Below are 14,846 nucleotides of genomic sequence, written 5' to 3'. Positions count from 1 at the left end.
TTGAGCGCTCCTCGGATCGACTTCCCCGGCTCACCGCGGCCGACGCTCGGCGTCGAATGGGAGATCGCACTGGTCGACAAGGACACGCGAGATCTGGTGAACTCCGCCGAGGCGGTCATGGACGGCGTCCGAGACCTGGCCGGGGACACTCCGCGGGTGACGAAGGAGTTGCTGCGCAACACCGTCGAGCTCGTCACCGGGGTGTGCGAGAACGTCGGGGAAGCGATGGAGGACCTGGGCGGCTCGCTCGATCTGGTGCGCCGCGCTGCGGACCCACTGGGAATCGACCTGTTCTCGGCGGGCACGCACCCGTTCGCCGAGTGGTCCACCCAGCAGCTCACCAGCTCGCCGAGCTACGACGAGTTGATCGCTCGCACCCAGTGGTGGGGGCGGCAGATGCTGATCTGGGGAGTCCACGTGCATGTGGGGGTCTCGTCGCCCCACAAGGTCTTTCCGATCCTGAACTCGCTCCTGCTGCAGTATCCGCACTTGTTGGCGTTGTCGGCATCCTCGCCGATCTGGGCCGGGAACGACACCGGATACGCCAGCAACCGGGCGCTGATGTTCCAGCAACTACCGACGGCCGGTCTGCCGTTCCAGTTCGAGGACTGGTCGCAGTTCGAGGGTTTTGTTCGCGACCAGCTCAAGACCGGTGTCATCGAGCAACTCGGCGGCATGCACTGGGACATTCGCCCCGCGCCGAAGTGGGGAACCATCGAGGTCCGAGTGTGCGACGGGGCGTCGAGCAAGCGTGAACTCGCGGCCCTGGTCGCGTTGACGCACTGCCTCATCGTTCACCTGGACGAGCGACTCGAAGCGGGGGAGACCCTGCCGTCCATTCCTCCGTGGCACGTGCAGGAGAACAAGTGGCGAGCGGCTCGGTACGGCCTCGACGCCGAGATCATCCTGGACTCGAGCAGCAACGAGCGCCTGGTCACCGACGATCTGCACGATTTGCTCGAGAAGTTGACGCCGACGGCCGTTCGATTGAACTGCGTCGACGAGTTGTCCGCGGTAGCCGACATTCCCCGCCGCGGGGCGTCGTACCAACGCCAGCGTGCGGTGGCTGCACAGTCCGGTGGCGATCTGCGCGCCGTCGTGAAGTCGTTGGTCGACGAACTCCGGACCTGATTCGATCGCGCTACTGATCCGATTCGGTCGGTTCCATCTCGTTGACGATCAACAGGCCGTCACGGCCCCTCTGCTCGCGGTACGCGACGCGTCCGACCGTGTGCGCGATCACCGGAGCGGTCACCAGGGTGAAGATGCCAACCAGCACGAGCATCCAGATGTCGACGTTGCCGCGCAGGCTGATGATGGCCCCGACCAACACCATGATCAGGCCGACGACCTGCGGCTTGGTCGCCGCGTGCATCCGCGACAGGGTGTCGGGGAAGCGCACGATGCCCACGGCGGCCGTGAAGGCGAACAGCGCTCCCAACAGGATGAAGACGGAGGCGATCCACTGGGCTGCGGTCATCGTTCGTTCCTCGCTGTATCGATCATTCGTCCCTCACCCTGAATCGTGCGATGCTGACCGATCCGACGAAGCTCACCAGCGACAGTGCGACGATGGCCGGTACCAGGGTGGTGTCGCGGCTGTAGACGGACCACACGCCGAGCCCACACATCGACACCGCGAGAATCGTGTCCATCGCGACGAGTCGGTCGAGCGTACTGGGGCCGTCGAGCAGTCGATATGCGGTGAGAATTGCCGCGGCGATCAAGAGGGTGCCGGCAATGGCGAGTACGACGGTCACGTCCAGTCCCCCTCTCTTTTGTCGTCGGTCTTCTTGTCGTCCCGAGGAACTTCCTGGACCGGGTCGTCGCCGAACACGCCGTGGTACTGCTCGTACTCCTGGTAGTGCAGCGGGCTCGGCTTCCAATCGGAGTCTCGCTCGAACGCCGCGATGAAGAGTTTCTCGAGGTTGCGCACGTAGGCATAGAAGCCGTCGACGGCCTTTTGGGTTCCCATATCCAGGACGTGCACGTACAGCAGGCGCCTGGTTCGGTCGATCTCGAGCACCATGGTGCCGGGGACCAGGTTCATCGCGTCGACGAACAGCGTGAGCACCAGATCGGACTTGATCGCGATGCGGCAGCGCAGTACTCCGGTGACCGGCGGAGCCTTGGGTCGGATTGCAAGCCAGGCCACGCTGAGGCTCGATTCCCCTGCGTAGTAGAGGAACACGACGGCGAGCTTGACGAGCGAGAACACATGGATGCGGCCCTCGACCGGAACGCGAGGCAACGGCAGCAACACCATGATGAGCAAGCCCACCCCGATACCGCCGAGGATGTTCGCCGCAGAGACGTTGCCCCACAACAGAACCCAGATGGCGGTCAGCCAGGCGAGGGTCCACAGGCGGAGCAGAAAGGAGCGGTTCATCTTCATCGAGTGCCTTCCTGGGTCTCGCGTGCCTGCTCGGCGGCCTGATCGCCGACGAATTCCGCACCACGCACCGCATCGATGTACACCGACCGATCGCGTAGGTCTGCCGCGGCACGATCGCTTATGTCGATGATGGGGCCGGCGAACACCGTCATAGCCAGGCCGACGGCCACCAGCCCGATGGTCGGGATCAACATGAAGGCGGGCATCCGGCCCACGTCCTCGCGATCACCGAACGCGATGTCCGAGGAATCGTCGAGCAGCGCGGACGGACTGTTGTCCGCCAGATCGCCTTCGGGAGCGTCGGCGCGGGCGCGCCAGAACGCCTTGGTCCACACCCGAGCCACCACGTAGAGCGTCAACAGGCTGGTGACGGTTCCACCTGCGACGAGCATCCAGGCCAACACACTGCCCTGTTCGCTACCGGCCTGCAGCAGTGCGACCTTGCCGATGAAGCCCGAGAAAGGCGGTATGCCACCGAGATTGAGGGCCGGTACGAGGAACACGATGGCCAGCACCGGGCTGGCGGCCGCGAGTCCGCCGAGGCGTCGAAGCGACGACGATCCGGCCTGACGCTCGATGAGTCCGACGACGAGGAACAGTGTCGTCTGCACCAGAATGTGGTGAGCGACGTAGTAGATCGAGCCGGACAATCCCGATTGCGTCGACAGCGCGACACCGAAGATCATGTAGCCGATGTGGCTGACAAGAGTGAACGAGAGCAGTCGCTTGATGTCGCTCTGGGCGATGGAGCCGAGGATGCCGACGAGCATCGTCAGCAACCCGCACACCATCAGGACGTTGTCGAGCGAACCGTCGGGGAACAGCAATGTGTGCGCGCGAATGATCGCGTATACGCCGACTTTGGTCAGCAAACCGGCGAACACCGCGGTCACCGGAGCCGGGGCGGTGGGGTACGAGTCGGGTAGCCAGGTCGACAGTGGGAACACCGCGGCCTTGATGCCGAACGCGACCAACAGCACCGCGAAGATCGCGGTCCTCGTGCCCGACGGGATGTCGTCCATCCGGACCGCGATGTGCGCCAGATTCAGCGTTCCGGTGGCACCGTAGACCAGCGCGATACCGATCAGGAAGATCAGCGACGACACCATCGACACCATCACGTACGACACACCTGCGCGCACGCGATCGGCGCTGGCCCCGAGAGTCAGCAACACGAACGAGGCCGCGAGCAGTACCTCGAAGCCGACGAACAGATTGAACAGGTCGCCGGCCAGAAACGCGTTGCACACGCCCGCCGTCAAGGCGAGATAGGTCGGCAAGAAGATCGAGACGGGCTGATTCTCGCTGCCGTCGCGAATACCCTGGCCGATCGAATACACCATGACCGCGAGCAGCACGATCGACGACACGACGAGCATCATCGCCGAAAGTCGGTCCACCACCAGGGAAATGCCGAGCGGTGAATCCCAACCGCCGACCTGCAGTGCGCTGATCCCGTCCCGGTCGGCCAGGTAGAGCATCATCGACGAGATCGCCACCACTGCGGTGAGCGCGACGAGCGTGATTACTCGCTGCACTCGGGGGCGTCGACCCAGCACCAGCGTCAGAGCCGCCGCAAGCATCGGAATGAGAACGGGCAACGGCGTCAGCGCATCGATGACGCCCGGGGACACAGTCACTTGTCATCCCCCTTCTTCTGGTCGCGCTCGTTCTGCGCGCTCGTGTCGTCCTTTTCGGAACTGTCGTCTTTTTCGGCATTGTCGAGACCGTCGAGACCCTGCACTTCGGGATCGTCGTCGTCGAAGTCGCCCTCCCGAATGTCCTCGTAGCACTCGAGGTCTTCGAGATTCTCGAGCTCATCCATCGGAATCGGGTTGCCCTTGGAGTCGAATGCGTCACCGCCGAAGCTCGGTTCGCCCGTCACCGGATCGTCCGATCGGTCGCGGTCGGGTGCTTCGGCCATCGACCGGCGCTTGGAGACCTTGGCGTCCTCGGGGTCGTTCTCGACGTGGTCCTTGGTGTTGAGCGTGAACGATCGATACGCCAGCGCCAGCACGAATGCTGCGATGCCCATCGTGATGACGATGGCCGTCAGGATCACCGCCTGGGCCAGAGGATCGGCCATCTCCTGATTGACGGCGTTGTCGCGGCCCACGATGGGAGGGGCTCCCGCGGGGCCGGCGACCGTCAGCATGAGCAGATTGACGCCGTTGCCGACGAGCAGCAGGCCCAGCAACATCTTGGTGATGCTGCGCTCGAGCAACAGGTACACGCCCGACGCGATGAGCACAGCGACGATGACGAGCATTCCGAGATCAGCGGTCATGGGGCGCTCACTCGGCCTTGGTTCTGCATTTCCACCTGTGCGTCGAGACGTGCGCCTAGACTACGGAGCACATCGAGTACCAACCCGACCACGATGAGATACACACCGAGGTCGAAGAACAATGCGGTGACCAGCTTGATGTCTCCGAGGATCGGCAACGTCATTTCCAACGTCGCCGAGGACAGCGCTGGGGCACCGAGGAACATCGATGCCACCGCGGTTCCCGCCGCGAAGATCAATCCGAGTCCGAGGATCTTCCCGGCGTCGATCGGCACAGCCTCGCCGAGCTCGTACCGTCCGCCGGCGAGGTATCGCAGCACCAGCGCCAACCCGGCGGTGAGCCCACCGGCGAATCCGCCGCCGGGGGCATTGTGACCGGAGAAGAAGAAGTAGATCGAGAGCACCATGATCGTAGGGAAGATCAACCTCGTGGTGACCTCGAGGATCAGCGAGCGATGCCGCGGATCGATCAGGTCTCCGCCGAGCAGCCACGTCGTCTCCGCCGTGAAGTTGGCATCCGAAGCGGATGCGGGGGCGTCGGACACCCGCGGAGCGCTGCCGAACCGCCGGTTGCGGAAGACCAGGCTGGCCACGCCCGTTGCGGCGACGAGCAGGACGCAGATCTCGCCGAGGGTGTCCCAGGCTCGGATGTCCACCAGGATCACGTTGATCACGTTCTTGCCGTCGCCCAGCTCGTACGCGGCATCCGGCAACAGCAACGACACCGGGGCCGCACTGCGGGCGTTCATCGCGAACGCGCCCAGGATGCTCACGGTGGCTCCCACGGCGACGGCGAGCACTGCGCGGGGTGCGCGAGAGCCGACCGAGCCTCGATCGTCGACCTCGGCAGGGAGCTTGCGCAGCACCAGCACGAACATCACGAGGGTCAGGGTCTCGACGAGGAACTGGGTCAGAGCCAGATCCGGTGCGCCGTGGATGGCGAAGATTACGCCGCAGCCGTACCCGGTGAGGCCCACGAGAATGACGCTGGCCAGACGGTTGCGCATCACCGTTGCGCCGAGGCCACCGGCGATCATGATCGCGCCGATGATGAGCTGCAACGGGCTGTTCGACAGGGTGTAGTCCAGGCCCGGTTCTGCGCCGAAGATCAGCACGAGCATCGGGAGCAGCACCAGCGTCAACAGGATGGTGCCCTGGGTGAGGGGAAGCGAACCGCGCTGCGTGGTGCCGGTGAGGCGGATCGAGAGTGCGTCCATCGACTTGAGGACGTTGTCGTAGATGCGGTCTGCGTTGCCGAGTGGGGGGTGCTCGAATTTGAGGCGGTTGACCACCCGATGTGCGATGAACAGCCCGATACCGCCGGTGACGACGACGGCCGACAGCGCCAACGGCAGATTGAACCCGTGCCAGAGCGCCAGGTGATACGGCTCCTGGCCGTAGGACGGCAGGGTGCGGGCGTAGGGGCTGACGATGTGGTCGACGACGGACGCGGCGAACCCCGCGACCAGGCCGAGAACCGCCAGGAATGCAGGTGCGGCCAGGAACAGCGCGGACGGGGCGTGCATGTTCTTCACCGACGGGCTCGGTCGCTTGAGCTGCTTGCGGCCGAACGCGCCCCAGACGAAGCGGATGCTGTACGTGACCGTCAGGATCGAACCGATCACCAAGCCTGCGACGACGATGGCCGCGACGGTGGGATCGAGTGTCGGGGTGCCGACCACAGCCGACAGGGCTGTCTCTTTCCCGACGAAGCCGATCATCGGCGGTATGCCGGCCATGCTCGCGGCAGCGATCGCCGCGACTGCGGCGAGCCACGGGGCCTTCTTGCCGAGATGAGCGAGCTTGCGGATGTCGCGCGTGCCGGTCGTGTGATCGACGATGCCGACGACCATGAACAGCGTGGCCTTGAACATCGCGTGCGCGATCACCATCGTCAGTCCCGCGAGCATGGCCTTCTCCGACCCGATGCCGACCAACACCATCAGGAAGCCGAGCTGGCTGACGGTGCCGAACGCCAGAATGAGCTTGAGGTCGAAGGCACGAAGCGCTCGCCACCCGGCCAGGATCATCGACACCAACCCGAGGGTGATGACGGTCGCCCGCCATGGGCCGGAATCGGCGAAACCCGGAGCCAGACGCGCAACCAAGTAGATTCCGGCCTTGACCATGGCTGCGGCGTGTAGGTACCCGCTCACCGGCGTGGGTGCAGCCATGGCACCGGGGAGCCAGAAGTGCAGTGGCACGATGGCCGACTTGCTCAGTGCGCCGATGAGCACCAACACGATGGCAACGCCCGGCAACCAGCCTCCGGGTGCATCCGCGACCAGTTCGGAGAGGTTGTAGGTGCCGGCCACCTGGCCGAGGATGATGATGCCGACCAGCATCGCCAGTCCGCCCGCGGTGGTGACCAGCAGGGCCTGGGTGGCGGCGCGTCGGCTCGACGCCCGTTCGGCGTAATGGCCGACGAGCAGGAACGAGAGAACCGTCGTGATTTCCCAGAAGATGTAGAGAACGAGCATGTTGTCGCTGGTGATGAGACCGAACATGGCTCCGGCGAAGGCGACCATCTCGGCGGCGAACAGACCGAGCCGTGGCTCGTCGTCTTCGAAGTAGCGGGCGCAGTACAGCAGAATCAAGGCACCGATGCCCAGCACCAGCAACGACATGATGGCCGCGAGAGAGTCGAAGCGCATATCGATGTTCATCGACAGGCCGGGCACCCATTCGATGCTCAACTTCTGCTCGGTGTTCCAGTTGCCGAACACCCAGATCAAGCTCAGTAGAGGAACGAGCGCGAGCGGGAAGAAGGCATTGCGACCCCACCACCGGACGAGAAGCGGCGCGAGCAGCGCAGCGGCAGTGTGCGCAAGAAGGATGGCGAGCAAAAATCACTCCGTCGTCTCGGTCGCATCGGCCAGGCCGAGGCGGTGGTCGTAGGGCGGCGATGAGTAGGGTTTCGGTATCTGTGTGAAATTCGACCAATGGCTTTGAGAAATAACGAACCGGCCACCGAACGATGGAACCCGAGTTGTCGGTATCGATCCTACTTTGCGTGGTCGGCGGCGGACTCAGCGGTACAAAGCGGTCGATCTCGGATGGAGGAAGCGTGGCGGTGAGTGATCCGAGGCTCATTCGCACAGCCGGATTGGCTTACGTTCGGGACCGTCGAATGATTCAGACGCGATCGGTCGGTAAGTCCGTCTTCTACATGGCCGGCGGCAAGATCGATCCCGGTGAGACTGCCGAGCAAGCGCTGCACCGAGAGATCAGGGAAGAGCTCGACGCGGCGGTGACCGACGTCGAACTGCTCGGGGTATTCGAGTGTCAGGCATGGGGGCATCCGGCCGGTACCCCGCTCGAGATCACCTGTTTTCTGGCCGATCTGGCGGGCGAACCGACGCCGACCAGCGAGATTGCCGAGATCGGATACTTCACTCGCGACGAGTATGCGGCGATGCCACACGTGGCCCCCGGGTCGCTCATGGTGTTCGACCGAATGAAGGCCCTCGATTTGATCGACTGAAGCGAGTACGTTGTCGAGTGAGAGAACGTACGTTCTCCGCCGGCCATCGCGAAGGAGCCTCCATGACGAACCTGTCCCAGAAAGCCACCACCCTGCTCGAACTGCACCAGCCGGGCAATCCCGTCGTGTTGCCGACAGTGTGGGACGCCTGGTCTGCCAACCTTGCCGTGTCGGCCGGATTCACCGCGCTGACCGTCGGCAGTCACCCTGTCTCGGATTCCATCGGCAAGCCGGACAACGAAGGCATCACCTTCGACGAACTGCTCACTCGCATTTCCCAGATCTCCGCAGCTGTCGATGCACCGCTTTCGGTCGACATCGAATCCGGTTACGGCGAGGACCCCAAGCGCCTCATCGACGGACTGATCTCCGCCGGAGCCGTCGGCCTCAACATCGAGGACACCGTGCACAGCGAGGGCGGCCGACTCCGTGAAGCGCAGGAACACGCCGACTTCGTCGGAGCTCTGCGCGCGGCATCCGACGCCACCGACGTGCACGTGGTCATCAACGCCCGCACCGACCTGTTCGTCAAGGCGATCGGTGACGAGAACGACCGCGTCGACCGCGCCATCGCACGCCTGAAGCTGGCCGCCGCAGCCGGAGCCGACTCGCTCTACCCCGTCGGATTCCACAACGACGCCGATTACAAGCGTCTCGCCGACGAGCTTCCGCTGCCCATCAACGCGATCGCCAACCCCGCCGAAGGCGATCTTTCACACTTCGCATCGCTCGGAGTCGGCCGCATCAGCTTCGGCCCGATCTTCCAGATGGAATTGGCCAAGCGCGCAGAGGAAATCCTCGGCCGCTGGAAGTGAGAGCGGCTGCGCCGCATGTGAGTGAAACTTCGTAGCCTGCTACGAGTTTCCGCTCACGACCCGTAAGCCCGCAGATGCGCCACCTGCTCGGGATCGAGTGACGGCTTGACCGTCGCCCGAGCAGCGGCGACATCGGCGGCGGTGACGTCGGCGGCATCCATCGACCGACGCATCGCCGTCAACGCGGCCTCACGCAGCAGTGCCGCGCAATCGGCGGCAGAGTAGCCGTCGAGATCGCGGGCGAGTGATTCCAGATCTACGTCCTCGGCCAGCGGTATGGATCTGCCCGACGCCTTCAGAATGTCCACTCGGGCATCGGCGTCCGGCGGCGGAACGAACACCAGACGTTCGAGTCGGCCGGGCCGCAGTAGAGCGGGGTCGATCAGATCCGGACGATTCGTCGCACCGAGAACCACCACGTCGCGCAGCGGCTCGACACCGTCGAGCTCGGTCAGCAGCGCTGCGACCACCCGATCGCCGACGCCCGAATCGGAGCTCTGCCCGCGCCGGGGTACGAGTGCATCGACCTCGTCGAGGAAGATCAGTGACGGCGCTGAGTCACGGGCACGCTGAAAGAGCTCTCGCACAGCCTTTTCCGAGGAACCGACCCACTTGTCCATCAACTCCGCGCCCTTGACCGAATGCACGCTGAGTTGACCGGAGCTGGCCAGCGCTCGCACCAGAAATGTCTTGCCGCATCCCGGTGGGCCGTACAGCAGAACCCCGCGCGGCGGCTCGATTCCCAAGCGCGCGAACGAGTCCGGATGTCGTAGCGGCCACAGCACTGCCTCGGTGAGTGCCTGCTTGGTCTCGACCATGTCGCCGACGTCCTCGAGTGACAGACTGCCGATGGCGAGTTCCTCGCTACCCGAACGCGACAGCGGACGGATCACCTGCAGAGCGCCCACGAGATCGTCCTGGGTCAGTGAGGCTGCGGCCGAGTTCTCCGACGCGCGGGCCGCCGCACGCAACGCCGCCTCCCGCGTCAGTGCAGCGAGATCTGCGACCACGAAACCTGGTGTTCGTGACGCTATCTCGACGAGATCGACATCGGCCTGGGGAACCTTCTTCAGCAGGTGCTCGAGCAATCCCTTGCGGCCGGTGGCGTCGGGCAGGGTGAGGGTGAGCTCGCGGTCGCACAGGTCCTGACCGCGCAGGCGCGAGTCGGTCGCCTCGGGATGAGCTGTCGTGGCGATCAGTGCGAGACCGGGTGTGTCGACGGCCCGGCGCAGCACGTCGAGCACGAACGTCGACGCGGGTTCGGGATCGGACGGCAACAGTGCATCGACATCGGTGATCAGCAGGACGCCGGAGCCGGCGAGTTCGTCAACCGCGGCAGTGACCTTCTCGACCCGAGCCGACGCTTCCAGCGCGCCGATCGACGGGCCGTCCAGCACGACGCAGGCGCGCTCGCCGATCACCGCGCGAGCCAGCGTGGTTTTGCCCACCCCGCCCGGTCCGGTGACCAGCACCCCCAGATGCGGCGACGCACCCAGAGTGGCCAGCAGTTCCGATTCGTCCAACGCCAGCCGCAGCCACTCGGTGAGCTTCGCGGACTGCACGCTCACGCCCACCAGATCGGCAGCGCTCACTCGTGGGGGAGCAGTCTCGGGTGGGCGCATCGACGTCGACTGTGTCGCGGCGGCGGCCGTGACGGTGCCGGTACCCCAGCTCACTGCCGAGTTCGGCTGCACACTCACCGGCCCACCCGACGGGTCGACGGCCGAGACCGTCAACAGTTCGGTGGTCCAGGCAACCCCGAACGTCCTCGACAGGGCTTGTGTGGCCGAACTCGACGATGTGCCGGGGCCCAGATCGCGGGGCAGCAGCGACACCGTGTCGCCCACCGTCAGCACCTTTCCGAGCAACGCTTGCCGCAGGGTGGCGTCGGAGATGGAACCGGTGGCGAGCGCGGAGCCGGTCACCGCGACGGTCTTGGCTCCGTAGACCGTGACCGGGGCGACTGCGACAGAGGCGTTCTCACGCAAACCGGCATTGGAGAGGGTGACGTCGTCCAGCAGTGCGGTGCCCTGCGGTGAACCCTCGGGAGCCGCCGCAACGACGGCAGCAGTGCGGCGAGAACCGACGAGAGACAACGCATCCCACTCTCGCAGGCCGAGGGCGGCGAGTACCTCCGGATGCAGCCGCACGACGCCGCGTCGGGCATCGGCAGCCGAGGTGTTCAGGCGTGCGGTCAGAACGAGCTCGGAGGTTCGGGAGGCGGTCACCGCTCCAACCTAACGGGGTGGTCAGCTGCGTGGGCGGCGCAGCCCCAAGCGAGCCTGCGAGCGGCGTGCATTACCTGGAGCGCGCCGGATGGCACGTCGTTCCGCGCGGCGCTCGGCCGGCTTGGCGTCCCAGGTGTACGGGCGCGCCGCAGTCCAGCGCTGCGAGCGCACCGCGAACGGAATGTGCACCAGGTAGGCCAGCACCAAGCCCATCAACAGGATCAGTGGGAACGTGATCAGTGCGGCGGCGAGCAAGGCCACCATGACCAGCAGAATCGCGGCCAGTCGCGGCGGCACCGAGACGGTCTTGAGCGCCAACGTGGGGATACGACTGACGATCAGAGCCGCCGTGAGGATCGACCAGCCGGCGACGACGTAGAACGATGCCCACCAGCCGTCGCCGAACTCCTGGAAACCTGCGATCGGAGCCAGCGCGATGAGGGCACCGGCGGGGGCCGGAACTCCGGTGAAGTACTCCCGCGCGTACGCCGGGGTGTCGTCCTCGTCGAGCAACGTGTTGAAACGAGCGAGCCGGAGCACGATGCTGACCGCGTAGACCAGGGCGACGATCCAGCCGCCGCTGCTGCCCTCGAGCAACGTCACGTACAGCACCAGTGCGGGGGCGACGCCGAACGAGATGGCATCGGACAGCGAGTCCAGTTCGGCACCGATCTTGCTGGTGGCGTCGAGCAATCGCGCGATGCGTCCGTCCAACGCGTCGAGAATTGCGGCGGCGCCGATCATTGCGAGTGCGGTTCCCAGTTCCCCGTCGAGGGCGAACTTCACGGCGGACAAGCCCGCGCACAGCGCGAGGATCGTGACCACCGACGGGAGCAGACGGATGGCGGCAGGCGGCTTCGCGCGTCTGGTGATCATCTCGGTTTCTACTGTGACAGCTCGGCGAGGACCGTCTCGGCACCGACCGCACGTTGGCCGCGTTCCACCAGGAGCGTGGTGCCCGAAGGGAAGTAGGTGTCGACGCGTGAGCCGAATCGGATCAGTCCGTACGTGTCGCCGATCGACAGTGTGTCGCCGACCTTGGCGTTGTTGACGATGCGTCGCGCAATGAGGCCGGCGATCTGCACGACGGCGACGTCCTGCCCGGATTCGGTCCTGATGTGCATGCTGTTGCGCTCGTTCACCTCGCTGGCTTCGGCGAGGTCCGCGGACTTGAACTGGCCGCGGCGGTGCACCACTTCCAGGACGCGACCGCCGACGGGAACCCGCTGGACGTGCACGTCGAGAACCGACAGGAAGATGCTCACGCGCGGAACCGGCTGGGAGCCGAGGTCGAGCTCGGCCGGGGGGACGGCAGTATCGACGAGTGTGACCAGGCCGTCGGCCGGAGCGACGACGACGCCCGGGCGGTTCGGCGGCACTCGGGACGGGTGCCGGAAGAAGGTGGCGCATGCTCCGGCGGCAACGAGGCCGGCGTTGCGGACCCACTTGGACCGGCGGCCGAGAACTGCGACGGCGAGCGGACCACCGACGAACGGCAGCCCGGCGGGGTGGAGGGGTGGAACCGTTTCACGGACCAGGTCGACTATGTGAGCCACTCCCGTGCGGGGCGGTTGACCAATCGGGGCGGGACGGCGTGCCACGGTCTCCTCTAACTTTTCGTAGGACTGGTGTCGGCAGGTCGTGGTGCTGCGATCGAGGGGCAGACGCACGACTGCCGAGGCCCTCACAGCGTACGTGAGGTGCCCCGGCAGTCGGGAGCTGCGAGTCGATCAGACGCGGCTGCTGCGACCTGTCACGAGCTTGACCAGGAACAGCAGGATGCACGCACCGGCGATGCAGGTGATGAAGCTGAAGATCAGGCCGCCACCCTCGACGTCGACGCCGAAGACCTTGAGCAGGTATCCACCGATGAGGCCACCGATGATGCCGACGACGATGTTCAAGATGATGCCCATCTGCGCATCGGTCTTCATGATCTTGCTACCGATCCAACCTGCGAGTCCACCGATGATGATCCAGCCGATGATTCCGAGACCCAACATGTGTTGCCCCCACTTTCCGTTCGTATCGTTTGCTTGTCGAAACGCCGGATGCCCGAGAGAACAAACCTGAAACCTTCCTGAGAAAGTTTATTCTTTTCCCAGCTTCTCGCTCTCGGTCTTGATTCTCCGCAGGGTGGCGTTCATGCCCTCGACGAGCTCGACGTCGAACTCGTCGGTACCCCCGAGGACACGCTTGACCAACAGCGACGACAGGGCCGACGTGCCGCTGGGTGCTCGACGCTTCTCCACGACCGTCGTCCCGGTGGCCGAGGGCGTCAGGGTGTAGGACCAGATCGTCTTGTTCTCGACGATGCGGAAGGCGAGTTCCCGGTTGGGCTCGAACGTGACGACTTTGGAAGAGGTCGGCCAGACGAGCAGACCCTTGCGGTTGACGTTGAGCGTCTTGGTGCCCTTGCCGACCGGGCCGCCGAAGACCTTCATCTTCTTGCACTGCGGGCTCCACTCGCCCATTCGCTGCAGGTCGGAGACGATGGACCAGACGGTTTCGGGGGTCGCGGCGATGTCGATCGTGGCTTCGAGAGTCTTACTCAACGTGGGCCTCCATGGTCGTGAGGTAAATGCAACTGACTGTCACACTCAATCGCGTGCATCTTATGTGGCCGTCACCACGCGCGGCCACCATGTGCGTGAAACCTCGTAGCCCACTACGAACTTTTACTCACATGCGAGCGAAGCGAGCTCCCCTCCTGCTCACATGCGGGCGCGGCGAGCCAGTACGAAGGCATACAGACCGTAGAGCGCGATTCCCACCCCGGCGAGGATCAGCAGAACCTGTCCATACGGCTGTGCGCCCAGGGTCTTGACCGCGCCGTCGATGCCGGTGGCCTTGGAGGGATCGGACTGGACGACTGCCACCACGACGAGGATGCCGGCTCCGACCAGTGCCGTGCCCTTGGCGGCGTAGCCGGCGATGCCCAGTTTGACGACAGTTCCGCTCTGGTGTCCTTGGAGATCGTCGAGGAAACTCTTCGACACACCCTTGTAGACGTGGTAGCCGCCGACGCCGATGACGACGAGTGCCACGACGATCAGGACGAGCTTGCCGCCACCGGATTCCATCAACCGGGCCGAGTAGCCGGCGTTCTGCTGGCCACTGGATTCACCTGATCCGGTGGCGAAACCGTAAGTCGAGAACGCGAACGCGATGTAGACGACGGCCAGTGCCGCCGCCTTGGCACGATCGAGCGCACTGCCGGCGTCGGCGTCGGACTTCTTGCCGACGATCGCTTCGACGATGCGCCACAGTGCCAGCGCTACGAAGGCGACGACAGCAACCCAGAGGGCGATTTTTCCGCCGGGCTGTTCGGCCAGCTCGGCGAGCGCGCCGGACTGGTCGGCGTTGCCTCCACCTCCGAACGCCAACCTGACGGCGATGTAGCCGATCAAGATGTGCAGCACTCCGCTGATGAAGTGGCCGCCCCGAGCTGCGTACTCGAATGCTGTGTTGTCCTGTACCGAGTTGGCCACAGAATTTCCCGACGTATTCACTACGTTCCCCGATCAGTTGATTTGGCCAGCTGTTTACCCCCAGTAGAGCAGCGAGAAACTGTCTTGCGCCGCGAAACGCCGCACGAGATCCCGCCGAGGCGTTAACACCGGGCGGACACTGATCG

General features: G+C 64.9%; 15 protein-coding genes. 3 read left to right on the top strand and 12 right to left on the bottom strand.

The window, feature by feature from the left end:
• Nucleotides 1-1,131 carry a glutamate--cysteine ligase gene (locus ACIGGF_RS18160; RefSeq protein ID WP_397522552.1) on the top strand — a complete coding sequence of 377 codons (1,131 nt, stop codon included), beginning with the start codon at nt 1-3 and terminating at the stop codon, nt 1,129-1,131.
• 10 nt (nt 1,132-1,141) lie between these two features.
• Here ACIGGF_RS18160 and mnhG read toward each other — a convergent pair whose 3' ends face one another.
• The 6 genes from mnhG to ACIGGF_RS18130 are packed head-to-tail and all read right to left on the bottom strand — an operon-like array spanning nt 1,142 to nt 7,528.
• Nucleotides 1,142-1,480 (bottom strand): monovalent cation/H(+) antiporter subunit G, encoded by a 339-nt coding sequence (gene mnhG / locus ACIGGF_RS18155; RefSeq protein ID WP_397522551.1) that lies wholly within the window; start codon nt 1,478-1,480, stop codon nt 1,142-1,144.
• Nucleotides 1,481-1,502: 22 nt separating this feature from the next.
• Nucleotides 1,503-1,760, bottom strand: a complete 258-nt coding sequence (locus tag ACIGGF_RS18150; protein WP_397522550.1) for a monovalent cation/H+ antiporter complex subunit F — start codon at nt 1,758-1,760, stop codon at nt 1,503-1,505.
• Nucleotides 1,757-2,389, bottom strand: coding sequence for a Na+/H+ antiporter subunit E (locus ACIGGF_RS18145; RefSeq protein ID WP_397522591.1), 633 nt, complete (start codon nt 2,387-2,389; stop codon nt 1,757-1,759). Before ACIGGF_RS18145 ends, ACIGGF_RS18150 begins: the two co-directional genes overlap by 4 nt.
• A gap of 2 nt (nt 2,390-2,391) precedes the next feature.
• A complete protein-coding gene (locus ACIGGF_RS18140) occupies nt 2,392-4,035 on the bottom strand; it encodes a Na+/H+ antiporter subunit D (RefSeq protein WP_397522549.1) in 1,644 nt (547 codons plus the stop codon).
• Complete coding sequence (locus ACIGGF_RS18135; protein WP_397522548.1) at nt 4,032-4,682, bottom strand: Na(+)/H(+) antiporter subunit C; 651 nt, start codon at nt 4,680-4,682, stop codon at nt 4,032-4,034. Before ACIGGF_RS18135 ends, ACIGGF_RS18140 begins: the two co-directional genes overlap by 4 nt.
• The gene (locus ACIGGF_RS18130) at nt 4,679-7,528 is read right to left on the bottom strand and encodes a Na+/H+ antiporter subunit A (RefSeq protein WP_397522547.1); all 2,850 of its coding nucleotides are present in this window, start codon (nt 7,526-7,528) and stop codon (nt 4,679-4,681) included. The genes ACIGGF_RS18135 and ACIGGF_RS18130 overlap by 4 nt, the downstream gene beginning before the upstream one ends.
• A gap of 284 nt (nt 7,529-7,812) precedes the next feature.
• On the opposite strand from ACIGGF_RS18130, the gene ACIGGF_RS18125 reads away from it, so the two are divergent.
• Both ACIGGF_RS18125 and ACIGGF_RS18120 read left to right on the top strand, forming a co-directional pair.
• Complete coding sequence (locus ACIGGF_RS18125) at nt 7,813-8,166, top strand: NUDIX domain-containing protein (protein WP_397522590.1); 354 nt, start codon at nt 7,813-7,815, stop codon at nt 8,164-8,166.
• Nucleotides 8,167-8,228: 62 nt separating this feature from the next.
• Complete coding sequence (locus ACIGGF_RS18120) at nt 8,229-8,981, top strand: isocitrate lyase/phosphoenolpyruvate mutase family protein (protein ID WP_397522546.1); 753 nt, start codon at nt 8,229-8,231, stop codon at nt 8,979-8,981.
• A gap of 53 nt (nt 8,982-9,034) precedes the next feature.
• On the opposite strand, the gene ACIGGF_RS18115 is transcribed toward ACIGGF_RS18120, so the two are convergent.
• The 6 genes from ACIGGF_RS18115 to ACIGGF_RS18090 form a co-directional block, all read right to left on the bottom strand.
• Nucleotides 9,035-11,209 carry an AAA family ATPase gene (locus ACIGGF_RS18115; protein ID WP_397522545.1) on the bottom strand — a complete coding sequence of 725 codons (2,175 nt, stop codon included), beginning with the start codon at nt 11,207-11,209 and terminating at the stop codon, nt 9,035-9,037.
• A gap of 21 nt (nt 11,210-11,230) precedes the next feature.
• Nucleotides 11,231-12,085, bottom strand: a complete 855-nt coding sequence (locus ACIGGF_RS18110; protein ID WP_397522544.1) for a CDP-alcohol phosphatidyltransferase family protein — start codon at nt 12,083-12,085, stop codon at nt 11,231-11,233.
• A gap of 8 nt (nt 12,086-12,093) precedes the next feature.
• Nucleotides 12,094-12,810: a phosphatidylserine decarboxylase gene (locus ACIGGF_RS18105; protein WP_397522543.1), complete on the bottom strand. Its 717-nt coding sequence runs from the start codon at nt 12,808-12,810 to the stop codon at nt 12,094-12,096.
• A gap of 129 nt (nt 12,811-12,939) precedes the next feature.
• The gene (locus tag ACIGGF_RS18100) at nt 12,940-13,212 is read right to left on the bottom strand and encodes a GlsB/YeaQ/YmgE family stress response membrane protein (protein WP_397522542.1); all 273 of its coding nucleotides are present in this window, start codon (nt 13,210-13,212) and stop codon (nt 12,940-12,942) included.
• A gap of 87 nt (nt 13,213-13,299) precedes the next feature.
• Nucleotides 13,300-13,764, bottom strand: coding sequence for an SRPBCC family protein (locus ACIGGF_RS18095; protein ID WP_397522541.1), 465 nt, complete (start codon nt 13,762-13,764; stop codon nt 13,300-13,302).
• A 159-nt stretch (nt 13,765-13,923) separates the two neighbouring features.
• Nucleotides 13,924-14,700: a DUF1206 domain-containing protein gene (locus tag ACIGGF_RS18090; RefSeq protein ID WP_397522540.1), complete on the bottom strand. Its 777-nt coding sequence runs from the start codon at nt 14,698-14,700 to the stop codon at nt 13,924-13,926.
• Nucleotides 14,701-14,846 lie beyond the last annotated feature (146 nt).

The sequence above is a fragment of the Rhodococcus sp. NPDC078407 genome, from assembly GCF_044542515.1.
Lineage (GTDB): Bacteria > Actinomycetota > Actinomycetes > Mycobacteriales > Mycobacteriaceae > Rhodococcoides.
Note: the sequence above shows the minus strand (reverse complement) of the source record. Positions and strands in the feature narration are given on the sequence as shown.